Source organism: Vreelandella sedimenti, from assembly GCF_013416325.1.
Classification (GTDB): Bacteria; Pseudomonadota; Gammaproteobacteria; order Pseudomonadales; family Halomonadaceae; genus Vreelandella; species Vreelandella sedimenti.
The window spans coordinates 17,863-42,838 of sequence record NZ_JACCGK010000026.1 but is presented as its reverse complement, the minus strand read 5'-3'; the positions used below and the strand labels follow the sequence as shown (position 1 = coordinate 42,838).

Here is a 24,976-nt window from a genome sequence, read left to right as displayed (position 1 = left end):
ATACGACATGAGCAATCAACACGACACGCCGCGTCGGCTGCGCCTGGGCATGGTCGGCGGTGGCCAGGGAGCGTTTATCGGCGGGGTGCACCGCATCGCCGCGCGGTTGGATGACCATTTCGAACTGGTTGCCGGGGCCTTTGCCTCTGACCCTGATCGCAGCCGGGCCGCCGCCGCGGAGCTGCACGTTGACGCCGAACGCGCTTACCCCGACTACCAGACCCTGGCCGAAGCGGAGCGCAAGCGCTCGGATGGTATCGATGTGGTCGCCATTGTGACCCCCAACCATGTGCACTTCGACGTGGCGCGCACTTTTTTAGAAGCGGGTTTTCACGTCATCTGCGACAAGCCGATGACGATCACCCTGGAAGAGGCGCAAACCCTCGCCGAGCTGGTGGAACGGACGGGACTGTTCTTCGGCTTAACCCATAACTACTCCGGCTACTCGCTGGTTCGCCAGGCGCGCGAGATGGTAGCTAACGGTGAGCTGGGTGATCTTCGCGTCGTCCAAGTGGAGTACCCGCAAGATTGGCTCTCCACCCGCCTGGAAGAGTGCGGCGTCAAGCAAGCCGAGTGGCGCACCGACCCCAAACGCAGCGGTCCGGCGGGCTGTTTGGGCGATATCGGCACTCACGCGTATCACCTGGCGCGCTATGTGACCGGCCTGCAACTGGAATCACTCACCGCCGATATGCACACCTTTGTCGAAGGGCGAGCGTTGGATGACAACGTACATATGCTGCTGCGCTTCAAGGGCGGTGCACGGGGCATGCTGTGGTCTAGCCAAGTTGCGCCGGGCAACGAAAACGGCCTGCAGCTACGCGTGTATGGCAGCAAGGGTGGCCTTGCCTGGCGCCAGGAAACGCCCAATCAGCTAGTGCATTCGCCACTGGGAGAGCCGCCACGGATATTGACCCGCAACGGCCCTGGCCTAGGCGAAGCCGCCATGGCGGCTGCACGCATTCCACCGGGGCATCCGGAAGGCTATCTCGAAGCCTTTGCCCAGCTCTATCGAGATTTCGCCGTGCAAATTCACGCCCATCAGCGGGGTGAACGCGCTGAGGCGCTGGCGATGCAAACACCGGGGGTAGCCGACGGTGTCGATGGCCTGACGTTTATTACCCGCGCGCTGGCCTCGTCCGCTGCCGGTGGGCAGTGGGTGGATATTTAAAACGCGGTTAAAGCACGCCTAAAAGAGAGAGGTGGGAAACAATATGAATCAGCACTCAGCGCGCTATACAAGCCTTGAACAGCGTGTGGTCTTTATTACCGGCGGCGGCAGCGGCATTGGCGCCTCGCTTACCCGAGCCTTTCACCTTCAGGGCGCGCGGGTGGTGTTTGTCGATATTAACGATGAGGCCAGCGAGGCGCTGGTCGAAGAGCTCCGCGCCGAGACCGGCAAAGCGCCGCGCTATCACCACTGTGATATCCGTGATGTGGCAAGCCTTCAGCAAGTGATAGCGGAGACCGGCCAAAACGTCGGGCCTATCCATACTCTGGTGAACAATGCCGCGAGCGATGATCGTCACGCCTGGCAGGATGTGGATGTTGCTTATTGGGATGAACGTATGTCGCTTAACCTGCGGCCGATGTTCTTTGCTGCCCAGGCAGCGGCAGAACAGATGATGCAAGCGGGAGGTGGCTCGATTATTAACTTTGGCTCGGTCAGCGTGCAAATGGCGTTAGGCGGTTTGCCCGCTTATGTGACTGCCAAAGCGGCCGTGCACGGTTTGACCCGCAGCCTGGCCCGGGAGCTGGGCGAGCACAATATTCGCGTTAATACGCTGGTGCCCGGCTCGGTGATGACCGAGCGGCAGCTCGAAAAGTGGATTAGCCCCGGCGACGAAGTCGCCATTCAACAACGCCAGTGCCTAAAAATGCGCCTTGAACCCCAGCATATCGCCCCCGCGGTGCTGTTTTTAGCCAGTGCCGAAAGCCAGGCCATCACCGCCCAGGAATTGGCGGTGGACGCGGGCTGGGCTTGAGGGACGGCTCAACAGCAAGCTTTAAAATAATATTAGGAGAATTTCATGCACGTATCTAACAAATACAACGTGCCCTGTTCACGCCCTCGTCACTTAGCGCTGGTTGTTGCCGCTGTTGCTGCTTTGGGGTCAGTAACCGCAGCCGCCGATACCACGGTGACGGTGCTAAGGATTGAGAGCAGTAGCGCTGAAAAGCGCTACTACGAGGAAGTGGTTGCCGCCTATGAGGCGGAGCACCCCGACGTTAATGTCGAGTTCGAATACCTTGCCAACGAGGCATACAAAACGCGCCTGCCCACCATGCTGCAGTCCAGCCAGCGTCCGGATATCTATTACACCTGGGGCGGTGAGGGGTTGCGCGATCAGGTGGACGCGGGGTTTGTCCGCGACCTGAGCGAGCCGATGCGCGATGGCTGGCAGGATATCTATCCAGAATCTGCAGTGCGCGCTTTTACCCTCGATGATCGCGTCTATGGCGCGCCGCTCTACGCCACGGTGGTGGGTATCTGGGCGAACACTGCCCTGACAGAACAAGCGGGAGTTGATGCGCAAGCGATCAAGACCTGGGAGGATTTTGAAAACGCCGTGGTGGCATTGCGGGAAGAGGGCATAACGCCGCTGGTGGTCGGTGGCCAGGATGGTTGGCCGCTGCACTTCTATTGGGGCTCTTTAGTCACCCGCCTAGCCGGTGGCGAGGGCATTGAAGCGGCCAAAAGTGGTGATAACAGCGGCTTTAACGGCGAACCGTTTGTACGCGCGGGGGAGATGCTGCAGTCGCTTGTTGAGCTTGATCCTTTTCAGTCCGGCTTTATGGCCACTTCCTACGAGCGTGCCAGCGGCATGTTTGGCGATGGCGAGGCCGCCTTCCACGTGATGGGTGACTGGGATTATCTTCCTTCCAAGCAGCGCTCAGTCAGTGGCGAGGGTGTCCCGGATGACGACTTGCTGTTTGTCCCTTTTCCAGAGGTCGAAGGTGGTGAGGGCAACGCACAGAGTTTTGGCGGGATGAATGGTTTTGCTGTCACCCGTGATGCGCCCGATGAAGCGGTCGACTTCCTGCGTTTTCTGCTCAATGCCGACAATCAGCGTAAAGCCGCCGCGACAGGCATCTTTGTGCCGGTTGCCGAGGGCTCAGCTGAAGCCCTTGAAACGCCCTATGCCCGCCGCGTTGCGGAGATTCTTGAGCAATCTGCCTTCCATCAAGTGTTCCTGGATCAAGCGCTGGGAACGTCCGTAGGCGCGACGATTAACGACATTAGCGGCGATTTGGCGCAAGGCGTCGTGACGCCCGAAGAGGCCGTCGCCCGGGTCGAAGAGGCCTGGCAGTTTAGATGATCCGCCCGCTAAAAGAGCACGCGCGTTACCGCCCGTGCTCATCCACGCTCTGGCTCGGAGTTTGCCATGACCACGCTTGACCGAACCGCCGTGCCGCGGAGAGGGAACGCTGACCGGGTGAAGAAAGGCTTGGTGAGCGGTAAATTCACCGCGCTATTAATCCTGCTCCCACCGGCGTTAATCCTTTTTTCGCTGTTCGTCATTCTGCCGCTAGCGGATGCCGTCTATTACAGCGGCTTTTCCTGGAATGGCTACGGTGCGCCCAGTGACTTTGTCGGCTCGCAAAATTATCAGCGCCTGCTCGATCACTCGGTGTTTCATACCGCGCTGTGGAATACCGCCAAGCTGATACTGGTATCGCTACTGATTCAGATGCCCCTGGCACTGGGATTAGCACTGTTGGTGTACCGTAAAACGCCCACCAATACCCTGTTCAGACTGGTGTTTTTTCTGCCCTATATCTTGGCGGAAGTGGCCGCGGGGCTCATCTGGAGCTTTGTTTTTGACGGCGACTATGGCATTACCAGTTCGCTGTTGCATGCTATGGGCCAGGAGTCGGTGTATGTGTTGGCCGACCATCAATGGGCGTTTCCGGCGATTATGACCGTGATCGTTTGGAAGTACTTTGGCTTCCATATGATGATCTACATTGCCGCCCTGCAGAGCGTGCCCAAGGATCTGGTTGAAGCCGCCAAGCTTGAAGGGGCTAAACCCCGCCAAGTGGCGCTTTTTGTACAAATCCCGCTGATTAAGCATGCCATCGTGGTGAGTGGTTTCTTTGCCATTATCGGTTCGCTACAGATCTTCGACATTATTATCCCGATGACCAACGGCGGCCCCTCTAACTCGACCCATACCATCGTTACCTACCTGTACAGCTTCGGTCTCTCACGACTCAATATTGGCTTTGGTAGCGCCGCTGCGGTAGTGCTGTTTGTGCTCGCTATCGGAATCGCCTTCTTCTACCAACGCACCACCGGCAAGGGGAGTAAGGCATGAAAAGTATCACTACCCGTAACACCCTGCGGGTGATCATCCTGATAGTGGTAGCGAGCGTGGTGATCGGCCCTCTGTTAGCGGCATTTTTCGGTGGCTTCAAGGGGAATTCAGAGCTGCGTACCAATCCGCTGTGGCTGCCTGATAGTTGGGCTGCCGACAATTACATCGGCATCCTGCTGGACGGCAATTTCTGGCGCTATTTGGGTAACTCGTTTTTCATCTCGTTAATGACGGTGTTTTTAACCCTGGTGGTGGGGGCCGCAGCGGCTTATGTGTTTTCGCAGATCCGCTTTTTCGGCGCCAAGATGATCCTCTCCTATCTGCTACTCGGTCTGATGTTTCCCTTTGCGGCGGCCATTCTGCCGCTGTTTATCAAGGTGCGGGATTTGGGCCTGCTGGATACCTATTGGGCGGTGATCTTGCCCCAGACAGCGTTTGGTTTGTCGTTAGCCATCCTGCTCTTTAAGGCTTTCTTCGACCAACTGCCCAAAGAGCTGTTTGAAGCGGCCTACGTCGATGGCTGCAGTTACTTGCGCTTCTTCTGGTCGTTCACGCTGCCGCTCTCGACCCCCATTCTGGCCACCGTGGGCGTGTTCGTCTTTGTGCAGAGCTGGAACAACTTTCTACTGCCGTTAGTGGTGCTCAATGACCGCTCTATCTACACCTGGCCGCTGGGCATGATGCAGTTCCAAGGGGAGTACCTGACCCAGTGGAACATGATTCTGGCCTTCGTGACCTTGACCATCATTCCGGCGGTTATTTTCTTTCTCGCCGCCCAGAAGTACATCGTGGCTGGCCTGACCGGCGGCTCGGTTAAGGGATAAAGGAGGATCCATAATGAACGATGTTATCCATAACCCTATTCTGGCCGGGTTCAATCCTGACCCCTCTATTTGTCGGGTAGGCGACGACTATTACTTGGCCACATCGACCTTTGAGTGGTACCCAGGCGTTCAGATTCATCACTCCCGCGATTTGGCTAACTGGACGCTGGTCACACGGCCCTTGAGCCGTGCCAGCCAACTAGATATGCGCGGCAATCCGGACTCATGCGGAATCTGGGCGCCCTGCTTAAGCTACGCCGACGGGCTGTTCTGGCTGGTTTATACCGACATGAAACGTTATGAGGGGAACTTCAAGGATGGACATAATTACGTGGTGACAGCGCCGCGTATCGAGGGGCCCTGGAGCGATCCGGTCTACCTGAATTCAAGTGGCTTTGACCCTTCACTGTTTCACGATTCCGATGGCCGAAAGTGGTTGATCAACCTGCAGTGGGATTATCGCCAGCGCGAAGGACGGGATCGTTTCGGCGGAATAGTGCTGCAACATTACGATCCTGAGCAACGCCGCTTGGTGGGCGATATCACCAATATTTTCGCCGGTACCGAAATGAAGCTTACAGAAGGTTCGCATCTCTACTGGCGCGATGGTTGGTACCACCTCTTGGTGGCCGAGGGCGGCACGGGTTACCAGCATGCGGTGACCATGGCGCGTTCCAAAACGCTGACAGGCCCTTACGAGGTACATCCCAACAATCCACTTCTGACGAGTCGACATGATCCTGAAAACCCGCTACAGCGGGCTGGCCATGCAGACTTGGTCGACTCCCCTGAAGGTGACACTTATCTGGTGCATTTATGCAGTAGACCTCTGACAGGCACCCGGCTATCGCCGATGGGGCGCGAGACCGCTATTCAGCGCGTGGAGTGGGGCGAAGATGGCTGGCTACGGCTCGCTGATGAGGGCAATGTACCAGCGTTAGAGGTGGCGATGAGTGGGGTGACGCAGAAGCTGCCTGCTCATGCAGAGCACTACGATTTCAAATCAGCAACGCTGCCCGATGCGTTTCAGTGGCTGCGTACCCCCTATCCGGAACGGCTGTTTTCGCTCACTGAACGGCCTGGCTACTTACGTCTTTTTGGCCGTGAATCGGTAGGTTCCTGGTTTGAGCAGGCGCTAGTGGCACGTCGTCAGGACAGCATCCACTGCAGTGCCGAAACGACACTCATCTTTGAACCCGAGGACATTCAGCAGTTTGCCGGGCTTATCGCCTACTACAACCGCTTCAAGTTCCATTATTTAGCGGTGACCTTGAACGATGCAGGCGACAAGCTGCTCAGCATTATCAGTTGCCTGGATGATTGGCCGAACGGCAATCTGAGTACCGTCGAAGAAGGTGTCCGCCTTGCCCCTGATGCCACTATTCGGCTTGGGCTGGATATCCATGCCCGGGAGCTGCGCTTTCGCTATGCCCAGGGAGATCAGCCCTGGCAATCGATTGGTCCTGCGTTAGATGCTGGCCTGCTTTCCGACGAAGGCAGCGGTCGTGCCCACGGCTATTTCACCGGCAATTTTCTAGGAATGGCCGCCCACGACATTAGTGGACGCGGCACCCCCGCCGATTTCCAGGCGTTTTGCTATCGCCGCGCCCCTCTTTCAGAGACGAGATAAGCTCATGGCTGAAGTAACACTACGCGACATCGAAAAGACGTTTCATGGCAAAACCACGGTAATCCCTGATTTAAATCTGCATATCGAAGATGGCTCTTTCACTGTGCTGGTTGGGCCTTCTGGCTGCGGAAAATCCACCTTGCTGCGCATGATTGCGGGCCTGGAGACCGTGACCCAGGGCACGATCACTATCGGCGGGGAAGACGTTACCACTGCCGAGCCGAGTGACCGGGACATTGCCATGGTTTTCCAGTCCTACGCGCTTTACCCGCACATGACGGTCGCTCGCAATATCGACTTCGGCATGCGGCTGGCAAAAGTGCCCAGCAAAGAACGGGAAGCCAAAGTGACCGAGGCCGCGCGCTTGCTCAATCTTGAGGATCTGCTCGAGCGTAAACCTGCTGAGCTCTCTGGGGGGCAGCGCCAGCGGGTGGCCATTGGCCGTGCCATTGTGCGCAGCCCCGGCGTATTTCTGTTCGACGAGCCGCTCTCTAATCTGGACGCTTCGTTACGCAACCGCATGCGGGTCGAGTTGGCCGAACTGCATCAACGGCTCGATACCACCATGGTGTATGTCACCCACGATCAGGTCGAGGCGATGACCCTGGCCGACTGCATTGTGGTGATGAACGCCGGGAAGATTGAGCAAATGGGCAAGCCCATGGCGCTTTACCAGCGCCCTGAAACACTGTTTGTCGCTGGTTTTATTGGCTCGCCGAAAATGAACTTAATCGAAGGGCCGCTAGCGGCGGCCTATGGCGCCACCACCCTAGGCATCCGGCCCGAGCATCTAGAGGTAAGCCGTGATCAGGGTGAGTGGAAAGGGCGTGTGCGGTTCATCGAGAAGCTCGGCGCTGACGCCTTTGCCTATGTGGACAGCGAGCAGGCCGGCCCGCTCACCGTGCGTCTCTCCGGCGATGTCGAACTGAGTAATGGCGACACGCTGTTCATTACTCCGCAACAGACCCAGCTTCACGCGTTCGATGCCGGCGGACAGCGGCTGCCTGACGACGCGGTTCACCAACGCTCAACCAGTCGCGAGAGCACGCTACACCATTAGCTACTACCAATTTTCCAACCACCAATATGCAAAACAACGCTCAATAACAAATCCAAGGAGCTAGATAATGACAACACAAAGAACGCTAAGCCGCTCATCGTATATTTTGGTGATCTGTTGTATTGCCGCCATCGGCGGTTTCCTGTTTGGTTTCGACAGTGGCGTGATCAACGGCACGGTGGATGGCCTACAGGCCTCTTTTAACTCCGATAGCGCAGGCACTGGTTTCAATGTGGCGTCGATGTTACTGGGCTGCGCGATCGGTGCTTTCTTTGCTGGTCGTCTGGCGGATCGCTTTGGCCGCCGTACGTTGTTGATCGTGGCCGCTGTGTTCTTCCTGATCAGTGCCTGGGGCTCCGGCGTTGCCGGTAGTTCTATGGAGTTTGTGATATATCGCATTCTCGGTGGGCTTGCCGTAGGCGCCGCCAGTGTCATGACCCCGGCTTATATCAGTGAGGTAGCACCATCGGCCTACCGAGGACGTTTAGCTACTATTCAACAGGTGGCGATTATTTCTGGCCTTTTTATGGCATTTTTGAGTAATTATGTCTTGGCCTATGTAGCGGGCTCGGCCATGTCAGAACTGTGGTTTGGCTTCGCGACCTGGCGTTGGATGTTCTGGATTGAGCTGATACCGGCTGCCGTATTCCTGGTGGCATTGCTGTTTATCCCTGAAAGCCCGCGCTACCTGATCAGCACCGGTAAGCAGGGCGAAGCCCGCCGTGTGCTTGGGTTAGTAATGCCTGAGCGTGATGTCAGCACCAAAATTGATGAAATTAATACCACTCTGGATCAAGATCACAAGCCACGGTTGAAAGATGTGATCAACCGCTCCACGGGCAAGATACATGGCATCGTCTGGGTGGGGATTGGCTTGGCGGTTTTCCAGCAATTGGTGGGCATTAACGTCGTTTTCTACTATGGCGCAGTGCTATGGCAGTCAGTGGGTTTCTCCGAAGGCGATGCGCTACTCATCAATGTGATCTCCGGTGCCGTGAGTATTGGTGCCTGCCTGCTCGCCATTGCGCTGATCGACAAAATTGGTCGCAAGCCGCTGCTTTGGGGTGGTTCGGTTGGCATGGCGGCGACACTAGCGTGCCTCTCTTACGCGTTCTCTACGGCGACGATGGTGGATGGCAGCCTACAGTTATCGAGTGACATGGGCGTATTTGCGCTGCTGTGTGCCAACCTTTATGTGCTGTTTTTTAACGCCTCGTGGGGGCCGGTGATGTGGGTCATGCTGGGAGAGATGTTCCCCAATCAAATGCGTGGTTCGGGGTTGGCGATTGCAGGCCTTTTCCAATGGCTAGCCAACTTCGGTATCACCATGACCTTCCCTATCATGCTGGCATCTATTGGCTTGTTTGGGGCCTACGGGTTTTATGCGATCAGTGCTGTTGCCTCTGTCTTCTTTGTTATCTACTTCGTCAAAGAGACGCGCGGGAAAGAGCTCGAAGAGATGGCTTACGAGTAAGTCACAATGTTGCCCCGATGGCCTGATTAATCGGGGATCATGTGCCTATTTTAAACAGTATAAGGCTAGTTTTTGTTAATAAAATCAATGGTTTGTTGGTCGTTTAAAACATATAAGCAGTTGTTTAACAATGCTTTTTGCTTACTGCTGGCGCAAGGTGGCACGGTGGCTGCAATGGACAGGTTAAGAGCGTAGCAGGTAGGACGACCTGGCGTTCTTACCCTTTAAACCGACGTGCAATGCTCGCACGGATGTTTAATTTAAGCAGTAAAGCCATTTATAGGAGCAGTATCATGATGAAGACGGAATCTCTCAAGAAACTTGGCATCCTAGGTGTATCATTTGGCCTGTTGGCCAGCCCACTTGCGTTTGCTCAAGTGGACAGCAGTGACGAGTACGAAGAACCGACCCCGCAAGAAGAAACGACGCAGGATGATCAAGGTAACTACAACAGCTACGACACTGAGCAAGATAAAGGTTCGGATGTAGGCACTGAGTACGAAGAGGAAGAGGAAGAATTCACTTACGAAGAAGAGGAAGAGGAGCAAGAAGTACCCACCACCGATGAAGAGGAGGATGATTCCGGCTGGTAATTGCAATCTTTAAGGAATAACTTTTCTCGGGCTCAAGGATGAGCCGACGGATGCCCCGCCAATTGCGGGGCATCTTTGTGTGTGGCCGTTAACAGTATCAACCAAGGAGCACGATATAATTTCGCGCTAAGGTGTTAAGCATCGGCGCGCTTAACAATTTGAGAACGCTACCCACAAGGATGTCTCGATGCCCCTGAACTGGTCACCCCTAAAATGGACAGACAAGCCTCAATTGCCCAAGGCCGAGGGCCGCATAGCGGCGATTGACCTGGCCCGTGGTATAGCCATCGGTTTGATGATTATTAGCCACTCAGTCAGTGGGTTAGTCGGCATTCGCAATGTACCTGATTGGGGGATGGTGCCGGTTCATTTTCTGACTAAATTCTCCTCTTCGCTGTTTATTGTGGTGTTTGGCATTGCCCTGGCGGTGGCGTTTCTTTCCCACACTCAAAGCGATGACTGGCCTAAGCGCCGGTTAAAGCTGTGGCTGCGCGCTGTAGAAGTATGGTTCTGGTACAAAGCGCTCCTTGTCATAGAAATGCTGCCGTTCTACTCGCCCAGCGAGATCGTCGATGCGTTGCTCTATGGCCGATTTGCCATTTGGGTAGAAATCTTAGGCTTCTACGCCATCGCGCTGCTTTGGGTGCCGCTGATTCTGCCGCTCTGGGCGCGGGCGCCGCTTTGGAGTCGACTCGCCACCATTGGCGGATTAACCGCCCTGACTATTTGGCTGCAAAGCCTTACGTTTGGCGGCAACGATATTCTGAAGGCGCTGCTGGTAGATCATGAAGACCACTATACCTGGGGGCAAATTAGCCGTGCGCCGATGATTCTAGTCGGGCTGCTTATCGGTGAAGCGTTGCTGCGCTGCTACTTCGACTCCGCCAAACGGCGCCGCTTAGTGCTCGCTCTGTTGGGCCTGGGTGCGCTGATGGTGGCGGGGTTTTATGCGCTGGCATTTATCAGTGGCGATGTACATGCGGCGATGCTGGCGGTGGCCAACAATGTCGGCAAACACCCGCCAGGGCTTGAGTTTATGCTGTTTAGCTTGGGCGGTGCACTGGTGCTGTTAGCCCTAGCTTTAGCCGGGGGCGCCAAAGCCGCCAAGGCACTTTTGCCGCTGACGATGGTCGGTTCAGATGCCCTTAAAGCGTTTATTTTCCATATTGTGATGATCTTTTTAGTGCTGCGCTTTTTGTGGGAAGGCGAGGGAATGTACACCTATCCACAGGCGCTTGGCGTAGGCGGTCTGTTGATACTTGGCGCCGCAGCGTGGATTTGGTTGACCCGTTGGATGGCTAACCACCGCTAAAAGCGATTAATAACTGCTGGAGTTACGATTTGCGACACTGGATACAACGTGGGCTGGTGGCAGTAGCGCTGATGATGGCGCTCCCTGCTCATGCCAATGAGTATGATACAAATTGGTACGATGCGCATTGGTACTATGAGGTAGATAAAAAGAGCACCTGGCAGGGCGATTTAACCGCGCGCTTGAAGGCTATCGAAGACGTCTTTGAGGGGCAACTGGGCGTTTATGTACGAAACCTCGCCAGTGGTGAAGCATTTTCATGGCGCGCCGATGATCCTTGGTATTTAGCCTCGCTGATTAAAATACCGGTGGCAGCGCAGGTGCTTGCAGAGCGCCAGACGGGTACGTTGACGTTGGATGAGCGATTAACGCTTGCGCGTAGTGACTTTGTCGATGGCGCGGGCCCCACCAATTGGCACGACCCCGGCACGCTTATCTCTATCCGTTACTTGATGGAGCAGATGATTACCGTCAGCGATAACACCGCCACCGATATGCTGATTGGCCGCGTGGGGCTGGCGGCAGTTAACGCACGCGCCCATACGATGATCGCCGCAAGCGGTGGTAACTCCGGTGAGATAGGCCCTATCTCTAAACTGGTCGGCGTACGCCAAGGCGTTTACGGTGAACTCCACCCTGACGCGCGGGAGCTTGGCGGGATGGATTTTATCGCCCTGCGTCAGCACTCGGTGAGCCAGCGTGGGCAGGCGTTAGCCCGCGTCCTAGGCGTTAGTACGGCGTCCTTCACCCAACCTGATTACGGCCATGCATTTGATGCTTACGAAGCCACCGGTGAAAACGTGGGCACCCTAAGCGCCTTTGGCGACCTGCTCGCCAGCCTGCACCCTGTTCAACAAGGAAGTGCCATGGATGATTTAGATGACGAACAGCGGCAAACGTTGTTGGCGCTTATGCAGCGAACCCGTTCCGGCAAACAGCGCCTTAAGGCAGGTATGGGAAGCGGCATAAGCTTCGCCCATAAAACCGGCACTCAGCAGCGGCGTAGCTGCGATGCCGGTATAGCCGAGCGCACTAACGCGGATACTGCAACACAAGGGCCCTGGGTAATTGTCACCTGTACCCGCGGGCCAGAGGCGGTAAGCGATCACGAACGCGCCTTGGCCCGTGTGGGCGAAGCGTTGCGCTATAGCGGAGCCCTGGGTAAGCCGTGGTAAACTACCGCCCCGAATGACCCCTCAGAACATCATTAGTTAGGAGTAACCTATGACACGCGCCAGCGCCCGCCACATTTTGGTCAGCAGTGAAGAGCAGTGCCTAGCACTCAAAGAAGAAATTCAAAATGGCCGCGACTTTGCCGAAGTAGCTAAAGAGCACTCCAGCTGCCCCTCTAGTCGTCAAGGTGGCGATCTCGGTAGTTTTGGTCCCGGCCAGATGGTGCCCGAGTTCGATAAGGTTGTCTTCAACGACGAAGTAGGCCAAGTACACGGCCCGGTGAAAACCCAGTTTGGTTACCACCTGCTGGAAATTACCGAACGCACTTAACTTTTCCTAACCAAACGCTCTTAATTGCGCCTAAAAGGCCGTCAAGCGTTGCGGTCATTCGACCGCAACGTGAGGAGTACGCCTTGAACGACCCGATTATTACTATTAACGGCCTGAATAAAACCTACGAGGGTGGCTTTCAGGCGTTAACCCATATCGATTTAACTATCCACCGTGGCGAGATATTTGCCCTGCTTGGCCCCAATGGCGCAGGTAAGACCACGTTGATTAGTGTGGTCTGCGGTTTGGTTAACCCCACCGCTGGTCATGTGTTGGTAGACGGGTTCGATAATATTACCCACTACCGCCAAGCCCGCGAGCGCATTGGGTTAGTGCCCCAAGAGCTGACCAACGAAGCGTTTGAAACCGTCTGGAACACCGTCAGTTTCAGTCGTGGTCTGTTTGGCAAAGCGCCCAATCCTGCGCATATCGAAAAAGTGCTTAAGTCGCTGGCGCTTTGGGATAAGCGCAACAACCGCTTGATGACACTCTCGGGTGGCATGAAGCGCCGTGTGCTAATCGCCAAAGCGCTCTCCCACGAGCCGCGCATACTGTTTTTGGATGAGCCCACCGCAGGGGTCGACGTTGAGCTGCGCCGGGATATGTGGGAAGTAGTGCGCCAGCTACGCGATAACGGCGTGACGATTATTTTAACCACTCATTATATCGAAGAAGCCGAAGAGATGGCCGACCGCATCGGCGTTATCAATCGCGGTGAGCTGGTGCTGGTGGAAGAAAAAGCGGCGTTAATGAGCAAACTGGGCAGCAAACAGCTAACCCTGAACCTGCACAGCCCGCTGACAGAGATACCTGCACACCTGCAGCGCTTTGAGCTAAGCCTAGCCGCTGAAGGGTATGAGCTGATCTATACCTATGACGGTAGCCAGGAAGAGGATGGTCACGCTATTTCAGAGCTGTTGACCGCGCTTGAACGAGAGGGCGTCACCTTTAAAGACCTGAACACTCGGCAAAGCTCGCTTGAAGATATTTTCGTTGATTTGGTTAAGGAGCGAGCATGAACCTGCACCCCGTTCGCGCTATTTATATGGCGGAAATGGCGCGCACGCGCCGCACGCTACTGCAAAGTATTGTTTCGCCGGTCATTTCAACGTCGCTTTACTTTGTCGTCTTTGGTGCCGCGATTGGCTCACGAATCAGTGAGGTCAACGGGGTTAGCTACGGCGCTTTTATTGTGCCGGGGCTGATTATGCTAATGCTGCTCACCCAGAGTGTTTCAAACGCCTCTTTCGGCATCTTCTTTCCGAAATTTTCCGGCAGTATTTACGAGCTGCTGTCGGCGCCTATCTCGCATTTAGAAATTGTGATCGGCTACGTGGGGGCGGCGGCCTCGAAATCGATTCTGCTGGGGCTGATTATTTTGGCTACCTCGGGCTTGTTTGTACCGCTGGAAATCGCCCATCCGTTCTGGATGCTGACGTTCCTGGTGCTAACCGCCGTCACCTTTAGCCTACTCGGCTTTATCATCGGCATTTGGGCTGATGGCTTTGACCGGCTGCAGCTGGTGCCGCTGCTGGTGATTACCCCGCTGACCTTTTTGGGTGGCAGCTTCTACTCCATCGATATGCTGCCGCCGTTCTGGCAAACCATCACGCTGGCTAACCCCGTTGTGTACCTGGTGAGTGGCTTTCGCTGGAGTTTTTACGGTATCAGCGATGTAAGCCTTGCTGCGAGTGTGGGCATGATTGCCCTCTTTCTCGCGGCTTGCCTGGTCGCCATTGGCTGGATTTTCCGAACTGGTTACCGCCTCAAACCCTGACTCTTTTTTTAAACTCTGGAAGCTAGTAGACCTTTATGCCACTACTGCAAAGTATTGTGCACCGCCTCGATCCGACGCTTGACGGTGAGCGCCTAACCCTAACCGCTGCGCCTCAATCAGAGCAGGCAGCGCCCAGTGACGACTCAGTGATGGCGACCCTGGTGGGTACGCTCAATGACACCTACAACACCAAGCCCAAAGGCTGGGGGCGCTTTGCCGAAGAGGGCGAACAGGCTGGGCCGCTTGCCATGTGGCTGCGCAACTATTTGGCGGGTGATAAAAGCTTTGCTGAGCTTTCTGTTGAACTGGCTGAACGGCTCGTCAAGCAGCTTCAAGAGCAGTTGTCAGTAAGTGGTTACTTAGTGTTCAGCCACCAGCGCCAAGGTGATACTGAAACACTGCTGATGGCATTGGTGCACCAGCGCGAAGGGATTGGCATTAATGATGACCACCACGCCATCCCTGCGGCCCAGCTCAATACCAGCCAGCTTACCCTGGCGGCGCGCATCAACCTTACCCAATGGCAGAGCGAGGCACCAAATGCACAGTATGTCTCGTTCCTAAAAGATCGCGGTGGTAAAAAACTCGCTGAGGGCTTGGTGGCATTGCTGGGTATGGAAGAGGGCGTCGATGCCCCGGCCGAAACCCGCACGCTGCTGAAAGCGTTTAGCGACTACGTCGAGAAAGAGGATTATGACGACGAGGTGAGCCGAGAAAAAACCGACACGCTGGTGGACTACGCCAATGAACAGCTTCGCCGTGGCGAACCAATGACCTTGGAAGAGCTTTCAGGACTGGTGGACGAACAGCAGCCGAAAGCCTTTTACGACCATATTCGCAACGCTGATTACGGGCTCTCGCCGGAAATCCCCCCCGATAAGCGCACCTTGAGCCAGTTCCGCCGCTTTACCGGCCGAGCGGGTGGCGTATCGATTAGCTTTGATTCGCACCTGCTGGGCTCAAGCATCGAGTACGACGCCACCCAGGATCGCCTGATTATCAAACAAGTGCCCAAGCAGTTAAGAGAGCAGCTTACCAAGAAGGATTGAGGTAAGGACGACGCTGTAGCTACCTAGGAGCCCCCTATGCTGAACGCCATTAGTGATTTCTTCCAGCGCTCGCTGGCGCAACCCGAGCAGCGCGAAAATCAAACGCTTACGCTGGAACTGGCAACCGCAGCACTGCTGTGTGAAATCGTCCGCGCCGATTACGACACCACCGATGAAGAGCTTGCCGCGCTGCGTCTTATGCTTACCGAGCGCTACCGGCTAAGCGCAAACGATGTGGAAGAGCTGATGACGTTGGCACAAGCAGAAGTGGATGAGGCCGTCGATCATTACCAGTTTGTTAGCCTGATCAAAGAGCACTATAACTACGACCAGCGTTGCGAGCTGGTCGCGCAAATGTGGCAACTGGCCTGGGCCGACGGCAGCGTTGACCCACTTGAAGAGCACCGTATTCGCCGCTTGGCGGACTTACTGTATGTTAGCCATAGCGATTTTATCCGTACCAAGCTGCACGTAGAGGAGCGCAATAAACCCGATGCATAACCGCAACGAAGACTCGAATTTAATGGATCTAATTAGCTCGATTGAGCGTATGGAGCAGGATGCTTCGCGGGTCAGCGTTGACGATGTTGTTCACGCCGTTGGACGACGCTCGTTTGGGCCGCTGCTGCTGGTTGCCGGGCTGATTACGCTCACCCCGATCATTGGCGATATACCCGGCATGCCGACCTTAATGGCCGCATTGGTACTGCTGGTTTCCGTGCAGTTACTAGCGGGAAGTGAGGCGTTTTGGTTGCCCCGCTGGTTGCTAAAACGCTCTCTTTCCCGTCAAAAGTTTGATAAAGGCATTCAGCTGATGAAAAAGCCTGCCCGCTGGATAGATGGACTATTGCGGGTGCGGTTACCTTGGCTGACGGGCTACATCGGTATCCGGGTAACTGCCGTAATGTGTTTATTGATTGCCTTGGCCATGCCGCCGATGGAGTTTATTCCCTTTTCGGCCAACGGAGCGGGGCTTGCGCTAACCCTGCTGGGGTTAGGCTTGGTTGCCCGTGATGGTATAGCGCTGCTGCTGGGTTTCGCGCTGTTCGGCGCCACCTTCGCCTTCATTACGATGAGCCTGGTATAACAAAACCTGAGATAACAAAAGGAGTATCGGCATGTCTGATCCGGTTTCAACGCCGCCGCCTAACCCCCCAGAGAGCCAGAATCACTGGGAGCGGCGCATTGAAACGGCGCTTTGGAATTCGCGCTTTTTGGTTATGCTGGCGGTCGTGCCCAGCTTATTGGGTTCATTGATGCTGTTTATCGTCGGTACCGTGGATATTTTCAAGGTAGTCGCCGACGTGATGGGTTACTACTTATTGGGTGGCACCCAGGATATTCACGACAGCCTAGTGCCCGATATTATCATTGCGGTGGACATTTATCTGATTGCCATCGTATTGCTGATTTTCGGCTTAGGTGTTTACCGACTGTTTGTCTCCCGCATTGATCAAGCCGAAGAGAGTAATCTGCGCCACCCTTTTAACGTCGCCTCATTAGATCAACTGAAAGATAAAATCGCTCGGGTGGTGATACTAGCGGTGATCATTGAGTTTTTCCGCGCCGTGGTGGATATCCGTTTTGCCACGCCCCTGGAAGCCATCTACTTAGCGCTTTCAGTGCTGGCGCTGGCAGCCGCGCTCTACCTGATGAGCCTCGGCCACAAAGGCGAGTAAGCGCACTCGCGACCAGGCTGTGCTACTCATCATTTTCAGCTAACAAACCTTCTACCAGCCTGTTTAACCGCTGCTGGAACTGCCCGCCCGGCGAGGGTGGGTTAGGGTCTGAGGTGATCACTACAGTCATCTCACGTTCTGGAATAACGTAAAGCGCCTGACCGCCATAGCCACGCCCGTAGTAAACGTCTTCGCCTGCCAACTGAGTAACAAACCAACCAAAGCCGTATCCGTCGCCAGTCCAGCGCGATGTACCGCGCGGCTGCCATGATTCTTCCACCCAACCCTCCGGCAGAACGCGCTGCTCGTCTCCTGCCTCATTAACCACGATGCCATCATTCCGATACAGCTCGCCCACCTCTATCAGTGCTCGCGGCGAGAGCTGCATATCATTGCCGCCAAAGTAGATCCCTTGTGGGTCGCGTAGCCAGGGGCGAATGGTGATATTAAGCGGATCACCCAATAGGCGCTGGGCAAGGGCATGGGTCGTCTCCCCGCTGGCGTGGGTGAGCGCGGCGGAAAGTAGATGGCTGGTACCGGTGGAGTAGAGCATCTGCCCACCCGGCTCATCCACAAATGGGCGCGTCATCGCATCGTTCACCCAGTTGGCGCTTGCCACCCAAGCGCCATAGTTGCTGCCAGAAGTGCGCTCAAGCCCAGCCTGCTGGGCGAGCAGGTGCGCCACAGTGATATCCCCAACTTGCGGATCAATACCGCGCGGTAGGTGTTCGCCAAACAGCGCCACCATAGGTTGCTCAGCGGATTCAATGATGCCCGCTTCAATCGCTGCACCCGTAATGGCAGCCAGCACCGTTTTGGACAGCGATTTAATATTGGTAGGCGACGCCACCCCCGGCCCACCCTGGTGAAGCTCGTGGATAATCGCACCGTCATAGGCCACTACCACGCTGTGCACGCGGTTTAGCTGGTTGGTTTGCCGGTCTAGCGTCTGGAGTGTGTTTGCAGAAGGTTCATTAGCGGCTGCATAGGCGGTGGGTAACAACGAAGTAACAGCAAACGAAACAAGCAAAGCAGTAGCGCGCATCGCAACACCTTCGGTATAAGTGGCAAAGGTTCGAGGTTTAGAAGTAGCAGAGGTTCCACAGCAGATAGCACAGCCACTTTCTAAAAGGGGAATGCAGCGACATTACGCAAAAGCAGAAAAAGCCTGCTAGGATGGAGGTGTTGGCTAATGGGTAAGCAAGCCTTTGATTTCTCTAAAACGCAATAAGCAAGGAGTGCCCTATGCGTAATATTATCTACATTATTGGTCTTATCGTGGTTGTGCTGTTCATTCTGTCGATGCTCGGCCTGCGCTAAGCTAACAGAATTAGGTCTTATAGAGCCAAGCTCTAAAAACGAGCCTGAAGAACAAGACCAAGCAAAAAACCGCCCAAAAGCTTTCGCTTATGGGCGGTTTTTTTATGAGCATCTTTTATTAGCTCTTTTGATAAGCAATGCGTGACAGCAGCATATGTTAAGCGCAATCAGCAGCCCCCTGACCGAACATATCAAACATAATTTCACGGCCGAGACGGGTCAAAACAAAGCGGCCATACTCATTGAAAGTGGCTGCTTCACTGGCTTCCATGACCTTCTGGCAGGTTGCCCAGGTGGGTGCTGCAGCACAAAGTGTGAGCAATTCACGCTGAGCTAAACCGCGTTGAGGCAAGGTAATAGTTTCAAGTACATGGCCATTGTCGTAGAGCAGCTCAGCGGCAATCGATAAACACTGGCGAAGGCTACGTTGAACGTTTGCGGCGGTCGATGGCCCATAAGACGCTGGAGCAGAGCGTTCTTGCGTCAGTTCTGGAGGCATAGGTTCTGAAATCATAAGTTTCGGAGTCATAGCATGTTCTCCTGCGGTCAGCACCAAGTCGGGCTTGTTGCAGCGCATTATAAACCAAAGTCGATGTTAGACCAAGGTCTATAGCTTAGAGGGAATCTCCCACTATTGAACTCATCAACGGTAGGTCAATGTGCTACGCTCGCTACCACGTATTTTAGCGAGTTAATAAGTCATGCATATCAGTGTATTCGGAACCGGTTATGTCGGCCTTGTTGCAGGCGCCTGTTTAGCCGATGTCGGCCATCAAGTCACCTGTATGGATGTTAACGCTGAGCGGATTGATCAGCTTAATGGCGGAGAGGTGCCGATCTTTGAGCCAGGGCTAAGCACTATCGTTGCTCACAACGTGGCGGCTGGCCGTTTACGCTTTACTACCGACGCTGCCCAGGCGGTAGCTGATGGCGAACTGCTGTTTATCGCCGTGGGAACGCCACCCGATGAAGATGGCAGTGCCGACTTGCGCTATGTGCTAGAGGTGGCGCGCACGATCGGCCAGCATATGGATAGCTATAAGCTGGTGATTGATAAGTCTACCGTGCCGGTGGGTACCGCGGAAAAAGTCCACACCGTTATCAGCGATGTGCTCGAACAGCGCGGTGCATCACTCGCGTTCGATGTGTGTTCGAACCCTGAGTTTATGAAGGAGGGGGCGGCGATCGAAGACTTTACCCGTGGCGCGCGGATTATCGTTGGTACGGAAAGCGAGCGGGTGAAAGCGCATATGCAAGAGTGCTACGCCCCCTATAACCGCAACCACGAAAAGCTGATGTTTATGAGCGTGCGGGCTGCCGAGCTGACCAAGTATGCCGCCAATGCCATGCTCGCTACCAAAATCAGCTTTATGAACGAGATTGCCAATCTTGCCGAACGGCTCGAAGTGGACGTTGAAGACGTGCGCCGAGGGATTGGCAGCGACCCCCGCATTGGCTACCACTTTATCTACCCAGGCTGCGGCTACGGCGGCTCCTGCTTCCCCAAAGATGTCCAGGCGTTAGAGCGTGCCGCGCGCCAATTAGGCTATACGCCGGAACTGCTCAGCGCCGTCGAGTCAGTGAATTTACGCCAAAAGCATACCCTGTTCACAAAACTGCAAGATAACTTAGGCAATCTAAGCGGTAAGACCATTGCAGTATGGGGCTTGGCCTTTAAACCCAACACGGATGATATGCGTGAAGCCCCAAGCCGTACGTTAATGGAAGCACTCTGGCAAGCGGGCGCCAAGGTGCAGGCGTTTGATCCCGAAGCCATGGCAGAATGCCGCCGCATTTACGGGGAGCGGGATGACCTGATGCTGGCAGGCGACCGGATTCAGGCAGTGAAAGGTGCCGATGCTTTGGTTATCTGCACCGAGTGGAAGGAGTTTCGCAGTGTCGATTTTGATTGGCTAGCCGACCAGTTGGCTGAAAAAGTCGTCATCGATGGGCGTAATTTGTACACGCCAAGTGCCGTTAAAGAAGCGGGACTGCGTTACATTGGGGTCGGGCGGAAGAGCAGCTAAAAGAGGAATCTATTATTGTGATTTTCTCATTAATTGGCGATGACTGTTACGTTTTATTACTTGAAATAACGTCTTGGCACAAAAAAAGAAGAGGAATATTTAAGTTATTCTTCACCTAGCCGAGGTTTTAAGGTAATCGTATTAAAAATAGTGCTGCGTATTGCTTAATGAAGGAACGCGAATCGTAGCTACATGTATTCAGAAAAGGCATTGGTTTTATGGCTGCTATTACATCATTAGGCATTGGTTCTGGCTTGGATCTGAATGGCTTGCTGGATCAATTGAAGGAAGCAGAACAAGCAAAGCTTGAGCCCATCGCGCAGCAGATTCAGTCCGAAGATACGAAAATATCTGCCTACGGTCAGCTTAAAAGTGCGCTTGAACAGTTTCAAAATTCTGCTCAAGCCCTCAATGACGGGTCGTCATTCGAAAGTCTGACGACCAATGTCGAGGGTAGCGCCGTTGGGGCCGTCAGCAGCAATGAGGCCCAGCCAGGTCAGTACGAAGTACAGGTCGGCCAGTTAGCTACAGCCAGTAGCCTAGTAACAGAGCGTTTGGAAACAGCAGACGAAAGCATAGTGACTGGGGAGCAGTCATTAACCTTTACTCTTGCTGACGGAGCTATGGATCCCATTACCATTGCCGATGGCAGTTCCCTTGAAGATATGCGTGATGCTATCAATCAACAGAGTGATGGCCGCTTAAGCGCCTCTATTATCAACGACGGTGAAGGGTATCGTCTTGCAGTAAATTCGACGGAAACGGGTGCGGACGCGAGCATTCAAAGCACAAACTTTTCAGGCATTCTTGCGGGCGATGTACAAACGACTGATGCCCAGGTAGTTCAAGCGGGTCAGGATGCAGAGTTTAACGTCAATGGAATTGACATTGTTAGCCCTACCAATCAAGTGGAAGGCGCTATTCAAGGCATTACCCTGAACTTATCTGAGGCGGGTGCGACAAGCACAGTCAGCGTTGAGCAAGATAGTGAAGCTATCCGCGAGCAGGTCACGGCCTTTGTTGATGACTTCAACACGCTCAAGGACACCATTACCAGTTTGACAGCGTTTGATGAAGAGACTGGGCAGGCGGCGGGATTGAACGCCGATGCCACGACTCGTGCGGTTGAGCGAGAGCTTCGTCAAACAATTAGCAGTGTTGTCGGCGGCGATGGCTTTAGCGTGTTGTCGGATATAGGCATTTCGCTTCAAGTAGACGGCAAGCTGGAGATTGACGAAGATAAGTTAGATAGCATTGTTGCTAATCAGCCAGATCAGCTAGCCAGTTTTTTTGCAGGCGATAGCGAAGAGGGTGGCATGGCAGGGCAAATCGCCACATCGCTTGAAAGCTTGGTAGGAACAGGTGGCCGCCTTGAAAGTGCTGTTGATTCATCTGAACGGCGCTATGCTTCGTTAGAAGAACGTTTTACGACCACTGAAAGCCGTATCGAACAAACTGTAGACCGTTATAGAACGCAGTTCCAAGCGATGGACAGCATGGTAGCGCAAATGAACTCAACCAGTGCTTATCTGACCCAGCAGTTTGCAGTGCTTGATCAGCAAAGTTAAATTAACCTGATAAGCTAGCTAAATTAATAGTTTACAAGATGCCCGGCACTATGTGTTGGGCATTTTTCTTTGCAATGCTTTAAAAACAGCTTAAAAAAGGCATTACCTCTAAAGTTTGTTCCTCCGCAGCCGATAAATTACCTAGACACCTCTCTCTACTTCTTATAAGGAATGAGCCCCATGGCATCGATCACAGCACTCGGTGTAGGTTCTGGGTTGGATCTTTCAGGTTTGGTGGATCAGCTTCAAGCGGCAGAACGCCAAAAGCTTGTACCTATTCTAGAGCAGCAAAGTGCTCAGAAAACTAAAATATCTGCTTATGGGCGCCTCCAATCAGCAATGGATAGGGTGCAAACCTCTATCGCTGCATTGAATGAAGCATCTACGTTTAAGCAGCAAACAAGCACCGTAACTGGCGATGGCGTGTTGGCGACAGCAGGCGAAACCGCGAATGCCGGGCGCTATGAAGTAACCGTTACCCAACTGGCTCGCGCAGGCAGCGCTGCTTCTAATAGCGTGGCGCTAGACCAGGAGCTAACAGCAACTGATACAACCCTTACGCTTGATTTTGGTGCTGGCGGTACCCAAACAAGCTACGACGTGACTATTTCAGCAGGCAGTACGCTGGCGGATGTCCGTGACCAAATTAACGCGGATAAAGAGTCTGGCGTCACCGCTTCTATCGTGAATGACGGCACTGGGTACCGCTTAGCGCTGAGCTCAAAAGAGACGGGCCAAGATGCTTCACTGGAGGGCTTCTCAGGCTTGGCATCGCTGACCATGGATGCAGCCACCCAGCGCTCAGGTCAGGACGCTGAGCTGAATGTTAATGGCATTGCTATCACCAGTAAAACCAACCGCGTTGAAGAGGCTATTCAAGGCGTAACGCTCGACCTCACGGCGGCTTCTGGTGACCCCGTTACGCTGGTAATCGAGCGTGATGAAGCGTCGCTGAGAGAAGCTATTGACGACTTCGTTAGTAACTACAACGAAATGAAATCCACCGTTGGCCGAATGACCGCATACAACGGGGAAGGTGAAACATCCGGCGAGCTAGTGGGCGACCGCACTGTTCGTACCATTGAAGACCGTCTACGTCGGGATATCACTGACAACCTCGGAACAGGCGATATTTCACGACTTTCTCAGTTGGGTATTGCCATTGATGAGCGTGGACGTCTAACAGTTGATGAGGATAAGTTAGACGATGCCATCGCTAACAACCCTGAGGAGTTATCCTCCTTTTTTGCGGGTGACACGGAAGAAGGCGGCTTTGCAGGGCGCTTAAATGCAACGCTTGAAGCAATTACTGAGGAAGATGGCATTATTCAAAGCTCGGTTAATAGCGCCGAGCTAAGGGTAGACAGCCTGGAAGAGCGCAAGCTGCGTATGGAAAGCAGTATTGAGCGGAGCGTCGAGCGCTACCGCAAGCAGTTTGGGCAGTTAGATGGCTTGATCGCCCAAATGAACTCCATGAGCAGCTATCTCTCCCAGCAGTTCAGCATGCTGAGCAATATGCAGAATAGCAATTAAGAAAGTCGTTCAGAACGCAGTTGAGAGGTTAGTTGAAGTAGTTACAGTGAATTACATAAAAAAGCGTAATTTTTTCTAAAGAATTTGGTAGGCCTGCCGTTAATTAATATAACGGCGACGCAAGCGCCGCTAAGCAGGCCAAAAGGCCAGTTAATCTTCGAGGAGCACACACATGTCTGTAATCAACACTAACATTACGGCCCTGATTGGCCAGAACAACCTGTCCAACTCTCAGTCTATGCTGGCCAAAGCGCAAGAGCGTTTGTCTTCTGGCCTGCGCATCAACAGCGCCTCTGACGATGCTGCTGGTCAAGCCATCGCCAACAAAATGTCTGCCCAGATCAAAGGTATGGATCAGGCTAGCCGTAACGCGAGCGATGGTATCTCCCTGGTGCAGACCATGGAAGGCGGCCTCGACCAAGTAAACGACAACCTTCAGCGTATTCGTGAGTTAGCGGTACAGGGTGCCAACGACACCAACACTGAAGAAGACCGTGCAGCCATTACTACCGAAATCAACGAGCGTATCGCAGAAATTGACCGTGTTGCCGGAAGTACAAACTTCAACGGCACTGATCTGTTGGCCAGCGGTGGCGGTGCTGATTTAAGTATCCAGGTCGGCGCCAACACCACAGACAATGATGTTATTTCAGTCAGTGTTTTTGATGCGACTTCCGTCAACCTTGGTGTTAGTGGTGCAGCTGCCGCCGTATCTGGCGCTGGTGGCACTAATGCCAACTTCCAAGCTTTGATCACCGCTGTTGATGATGCTGTTGAGACCCTCGACACTGAGCGTGCCACTCTTGGTGCGACGCTTAACCGCTTTGACTCGGTAATTGATAACCTAGCCACAACTAACACTAACCTTTCTGAAGCACGCTCGCGTATCGAAGATGCCGACTACGCGGTAGAAGTGTCGAATATGACGCGTGCTAATATTCTTCAGCAGGCCGGTACTTCTATGCTGGCACAGGCCAACCAGACGCCGCAGTCTGTACTGTCTCTACTGGGCTAATAGCTTAGCGGCTAAGCTTCAAATGAAAGTAACAACGGGGCCAACTGGCCCCGTTTTTTGTCGTTAAGTGTTGCGTTAAAAATTAGGCTCTTAAGAATGTTCCAGCCTCTTATCGAGCCTGATCGCGAGAACAGCTACTTAAATATCGGCGCATTCACGCCTTTGCTTGCAGCACTAGCGCAGTATTCTAGGTACATTGTCATCCTTTCTTGTGAGCCGCTTCATGGTTAAGAACACCTCCACATCTGCTACCCAAAAGCGCAAATCCCGCATACTTTGGGCCAATCCTTTCT

At 54.2% G+C, this 24,976-nt stretch carries 24 protein-coding genes; 22 read left to right on the top strand and 2 right to left on the bottom strand.

Going from position 1 to position 24,976, the window contains the following annotated elements:
• Positions 1-7: 7 nt before the first annotated feature.
• From HZU72_RS21865 to HZU72_RS21780, 18 genes are all read left to right on the top strand, one after another.
• Positions 8-1,171 (top strand): Gfo/Idh/MocA family protein, encoded by a 1,164-nt coding sequence (locus HZU72_RS21865; RefSeq protein ID WP_180095895.1) that lies wholly within the window; start codon positions 8-10, stop codon positions 1,169-1,171.
• A gap of 43 nt (positions 1,172-1,214) precedes the next feature.
• The gene (locus HZU72_RS21860; protein WP_180095893.1) at positions 1,215-1,985 is read left to right on the top strand and encodes an SDR family NAD(P)-dependent oxidoreductase; all 771 of its coding nucleotides are present in this window, start codon (positions 1,215-1,217) and stop codon (positions 1,983-1,985) included.
• 45 nt (positions 1,986-2,030) lie between these two features.
• Complete coding sequence (locus HZU72_RS21855; RefSeq protein ID WP_180095891.1) at positions 2,031-3,320, top strand: ABC transporter substrate-binding protein; 1,290 nt, start codon at positions 2,031-2,033, stop codon at positions 3,318-3,320.
• A 66-nt stretch (positions 3,321-3,386) separates the two neighbouring features.
• Positions 3,387-4,319, top strand: coding sequence for a carbohydrate ABC transporter permease (locus HZU72_RS21850; protein WP_008959440.1), 933 nt, complete (start codon positions 3,387-3,389; stop codon positions 4,317-4,319).
• Positions 4,316-5,143: a carbohydrate ABC transporter permease gene (locus tag HZU72_RS21845; protein ID WP_180095890.1), complete on the top strand. Its 828-nt coding sequence runs from the start codon at positions 4,316-4,318 to the stop codon at positions 5,141-5,143. The genes HZU72_RS21850 and HZU72_RS21845 overlap by 4 nt, the downstream gene beginning before the upstream one ends.
• A 13-nt stretch (positions 5,144-5,156) precedes the next feature.
• The gene (locus HZU72_RS21840; RefSeq protein ID WP_180095889.1) at positions 5,157-6,773 is read left to right on the top strand and encodes a glycoside hydrolase family 43 protein; all 1,617 of its coding nucleotides are present in this window, start codon (positions 5,157-5,159) and stop codon (positions 6,771-6,773) included.
• 4 nt (positions 6,774-6,777) lie between these two features.
• The gene (locus HZU72_RS21835) at positions 6,778-7,833 is read left to right on the top strand and encodes an ABC transporter ATP-binding protein (protein ID WP_180095887.1); all 1,056 of its coding nucleotides are present in this window, start codon (positions 6,778-6,780) and stop codon (positions 7,831-7,833) included.
• Positions 7,834-7,900: 67 nt separating this feature from the next.
• Entirely contained in the window at positions 7,901-9,307 is a 1,407-nt protein-coding gene (locus HZU72_RS21830; RefSeq protein ID WP_180095885.1) for a sugar porter family MFS transporter, read from the top strand.
• Positions 9,308-9,603: 296 nt separating this feature from the next.
• Entirely contained in the window at positions 9,604-9,900 is a 297-nt protein-coding gene (locus tag HZU72_RS21825; protein ID WP_180095906.1) for a hypothetical protein, read from the top strand.
• 187 nt (positions 9,901-10,087) lie between these two features.
• Positions 10,088-11,212: an acyltransferase family protein gene (locus tag HZU72_RS21820; protein WP_180095883.1), complete on the top strand. Its 1,125-nt coding sequence runs from the start codon at positions 10,088-10,090 to the stop codon at positions 11,210-11,212.
• Positions 11,213-11,283: 71 nt separating this feature from the next.
• Complete coding sequence (locus tag HZU72_RS21815) at positions 11,284-12,387, top strand: serine hydrolase (protein ID WP_180095904.1); 1,104 nt, start codon at positions 11,284-11,286, stop codon at positions 12,385-12,387.
• A 49-nt stretch (positions 12,388-12,436) separates the two neighbouring features.
• Complete coding sequence (locus tag HZU72_RS21810) at positions 12,437-12,715, top strand: peptidylprolyl isomerase (protein WP_007112840.1); 279 nt, start codon at positions 12,437-12,439, stop codon at positions 12,713-12,715.
• A gap of 83 nt (positions 12,716-12,798) precedes the next feature.
• On the top strand, positions 12,799-13,734 hold the full coding sequence (locus HZU72_RS21805) for an ABC transporter ATP-binding protein (protein ID WP_180095882.1): 936 nt from the start codon (positions 12,799-12,801) through the stop codon (positions 13,732-13,734).
• Positions 13,731-14,492, top strand: coding sequence for an ABC transporter permease (locus HZU72_RS21800; RefSeq protein ID WP_133733238.1), 762 nt, complete (start codon positions 13,731-13,733; stop codon positions 14,490-14,492). Before HZU72_RS21805 ends, HZU72_RS21800 begins: the two co-directional genes overlap by 4 nt.
• A 35-nt stretch (positions 14,493-14,527) precedes the next feature.
• On the top strand, positions 14,528-15,541 hold the full coding sequence (locus HZU72_RS21795) for a nucleoid-associated protein (RefSeq protein WP_180095880.1): 1,014 nt from the start codon (positions 14,528-14,530) through the stop codon (positions 15,539-15,541).
• A gap of 36 nt (positions 15,542-15,577) precedes the next feature.
• Complete coding sequence (locus HZU72_RS21790; protein ID WP_180095878.1) at positions 15,578-16,042, top strand: tellurite resistance TerB family protein; 465 nt, start codon at positions 15,578-15,580, stop codon at positions 16,040-16,042.
• Positions 16,035-16,628 (top strand): exopolysaccharide biosynthesis protein, encoded by a 594-nt coding sequence (locus HZU72_RS21785; protein WP_180095876.1) that lies wholly within the window; start codon positions 16,035-16,037, stop codon positions 16,626-16,628. Before HZU72_RS21790 ends, HZU72_RS21785 begins: the two co-directional genes overlap by 8 nt.
• Before the next feature lie 31 nt (positions 16,629-16,659).
• Complete coding sequence (locus HZU72_RS21780; RefSeq protein ID WP_180095875.1) at positions 16,660-17,220, top strand: YqhA family protein; 561 nt, start codon at positions 16,660-16,662, stop codon at positions 17,218-17,220.
• A gap of 22 nt (positions 17,221-17,242) precedes the next feature.
• Here HZU72_RS21780 and HZU72_RS21775 read toward each other — a convergent pair whose 3' ends face one another.
• Both HZU72_RS21775 and HZU72_RS21770 read right to left on the bottom strand, forming a co-directional pair.
• Positions 17,243-18,265 carry a serine hydrolase domain-containing protein gene (locus HZU72_RS21775; protein ID WP_180095873.1) on the bottom strand — a complete coding sequence of 341 codons (1,023 nt, stop codon included), beginning with the start codon at positions 18,263-18,265 and terminating at the stop codon, positions 17,243-17,245.
• Between the two features lie 432 nt (positions 18,266-18,697).
• Entirely contained in the window at positions 18,698-19,069 is a 372-nt protein-coding gene (locus HZU72_RS21770; RefSeq protein WP_371829554.1) for a hypothetical protein, read from the bottom strand.
• Between the two features lie 172 nt (positions 19,070-19,241).
• Between HZU72_RS21770 and HZU72_RS21765 the strand changes: the two genes are divergently transcribed.
• The 4 genes from HZU72_RS21765 (at position 19,242) to HZU72_RS21750 (ending at position 24,683) form a co-directional block, all read left to right on the top strand.
• A complete protein-coding gene (locus HZU72_RS21765) occupies positions 19,242-20,567 on the top strand; it encodes a UDP-glucose dehydrogenase family protein (protein ID WP_180095871.1) in 1,326 nt (441 codons plus the stop codon).
• A 218-nt stretch (positions 20,568-20,785) separates the two neighbouring features.
• Positions 20,786-22,135 (top strand): flagellar filament capping protein FliD, encoded by a 1,350-nt coding sequence (fliD, locus tag HZU72_RS21760; RefSeq protein WP_180095869.1) that lies wholly within the window; start codon positions 20,786-20,788, stop codon positions 22,133-22,135.
• Between the two features lie 180 nt (positions 22,136-22,315).
• Positions 22,316-23,668: a flagellar filament capping protein FliD gene (gene fliD, locus HZU72_RS21755; protein ID WP_180095867.1), complete on the top strand. Its 1,353-nt coding sequence runs from the start codon at positions 22,316-22,318 to the stop codon at positions 23,666-23,668.
• Between the two features lie 172 nt (positions 23,669-23,840).
• Positions 23,841-24,683, top strand: a complete 843-nt coding sequence (locus HZU72_RS21750; protein WP_180095865.1) for a flagellin N-terminal helical domain-containing protein — start codon at positions 23,841-23,843, stop codon at positions 24,681-24,683.
• Positions 24,684-24,976 lie beyond the last annotated feature (293 nt).

Coding starts and splice junctions, on each gene's coding strand:
- HZU72_RS21815 (WP_180095904.1), top strand. CDS start 11,284: ATGATGGCGCTCCCTGCTCATGCCAATGAGTATGATACAAATTGGTAC.
- HZU72_RS21750 (WP_180095865.1), top strand. CDS start 23,841: ATGTCTGTAATCAACACTAACATTACGGCCCTGATTGGCCAGAACAAC.
- HZU72_RS21785 (WP_180095876.1), top strand. CDS start 16,035: ATGCATAACCGCAACGAAGACTCGAATTTAATGGATCTAATTAGCTCG.
- HZU72_RS21835 (WP_180095887.1), top strand. CDS start 6,778: ATGGCTGAAGTAACACTACGCGACATCGAAAAGACGTTTCATGGCAAA.
- HZU72_RS21780 (WP_180095875.1), top strand. CDS start 16,660: ATGTCTGATCCGGTTTCAACGCCGCCGCCTAACCCCCCAGAGAGCCAG.
- HZU72_RS21845 (WP_180095890.1), top strand. CDS start 4,316: ATGAAAAGTATCACTACCCGTAACACCCTGCGGGTGATCATCCTGATA.
- HZU72_RS21830 (WP_180095885.1), top strand. CDS start 7,901: ATGACAACACAAAGAACGCTAAGCCGCTCATCGTATATTTTGGTGATC.
- HZU72_RS21825 (WP_180095906.1), top strand. CDS start 9,604: ATGAAGACGGAATCTCTCAAGAAACTTGGCATCCTAGGTGTATCATTT.
- HZU72_RS21840 (WP_180095889.1), top strand. CDS start 5,157: ATGAACGATGTTATCCATAACCCTATTCTGGCCGGGTTCAATCCTGAC.
- HZU72_RS21855 (WP_180095891.1), top strand. CDS start 2,031: ATGCACGTATCTAACAAATACAACGTGCCCTGTTCACGCCCTCGTCAC.
- HZU72_RS21790 (WP_180095878.1), top strand. CDS start 15,578: ATGCTGAACGCCATTAGTGATTTCTTCCAGCGCTCGCTGGCGCAACCC.
- fliD (WP_180095869.1), top strand. CDS start 20,786: ATGGCTGCTATTACATCATTAGGCATTGGTTCTGGCTTGGATCTGAAT.
- HZU72_RS21810 (WP_007112840.1), top strand. CDS start 12,437: ATGACACGCGCCAGCGCCCGCCACATTTTGGTCAGCAGTGAAGAGCAG.
- HZU72_RS21770 (WP_371829554.1), bottom strand. CDS start 19,069: ATGACTCCGAAACTTATGATTTCAGAACCTATGCCTCCAGAACTGACG.
- HZU72_RS21765 (WP_180095871.1), top strand. CDS start 19,242: ATGCATATCAGTGTATTCGGAACCGGTTATGTCGGCCTTGTTGCAGGC.
- HZU72_RS21820 (WP_180095883.1), top strand. CDS start 10,088: ATGCCCCTGAACTGGTCACCCCTAAAATGGACAGACAAGCCTCAATTG.
- HZU72_RS21850 (WP_008959440.1), top strand. CDS start 3,387: ATGACCACGCTTGACCGAACCGCCGTGCCGCGGAGAGGGAACGCTGAC.
- HZU72_RS21860 (WP_180095893.1), top strand. CDS start 1,215: ATGAATCAGCACTCAGCGCGCTATACAAGCCTTGAACAGCGTGTGGTC.
- HZU72_RS21865 (WP_180095895.1), top strand. CDS start 8: ATGAGCAATCAACACGACACGCCGCGTCGGCTGCGCCTGGGCATGGTC.
- HZU72_RS21775 (WP_180095873.1), bottom strand. CDS start 18,265: ATGCGCGCTACTGCTTTGCTTGTTTCGTTTGCTGTTACTTCGTTGTTA.
- fliD (WP_180095867.1), top strand. CDS start 22,316: ATGGCATCGATCACAGCACTCGGTGTAGGTTCTGGGTTGGATCTTTCA.
- HZU72_RS21795 (WP_180095880.1), top strand. CDS start 14,528: ATGCCACTACTGCAAAGTATTGTGCACCGCCTCGATCCGACGCTTGAC.
- HZU72_RS21800 (WP_133733238.1), top strand. CDS start 13,731: ATGAACCTGCACCCCGTTCGCGCTATTTATATGGCGGAAATGGCGCGC.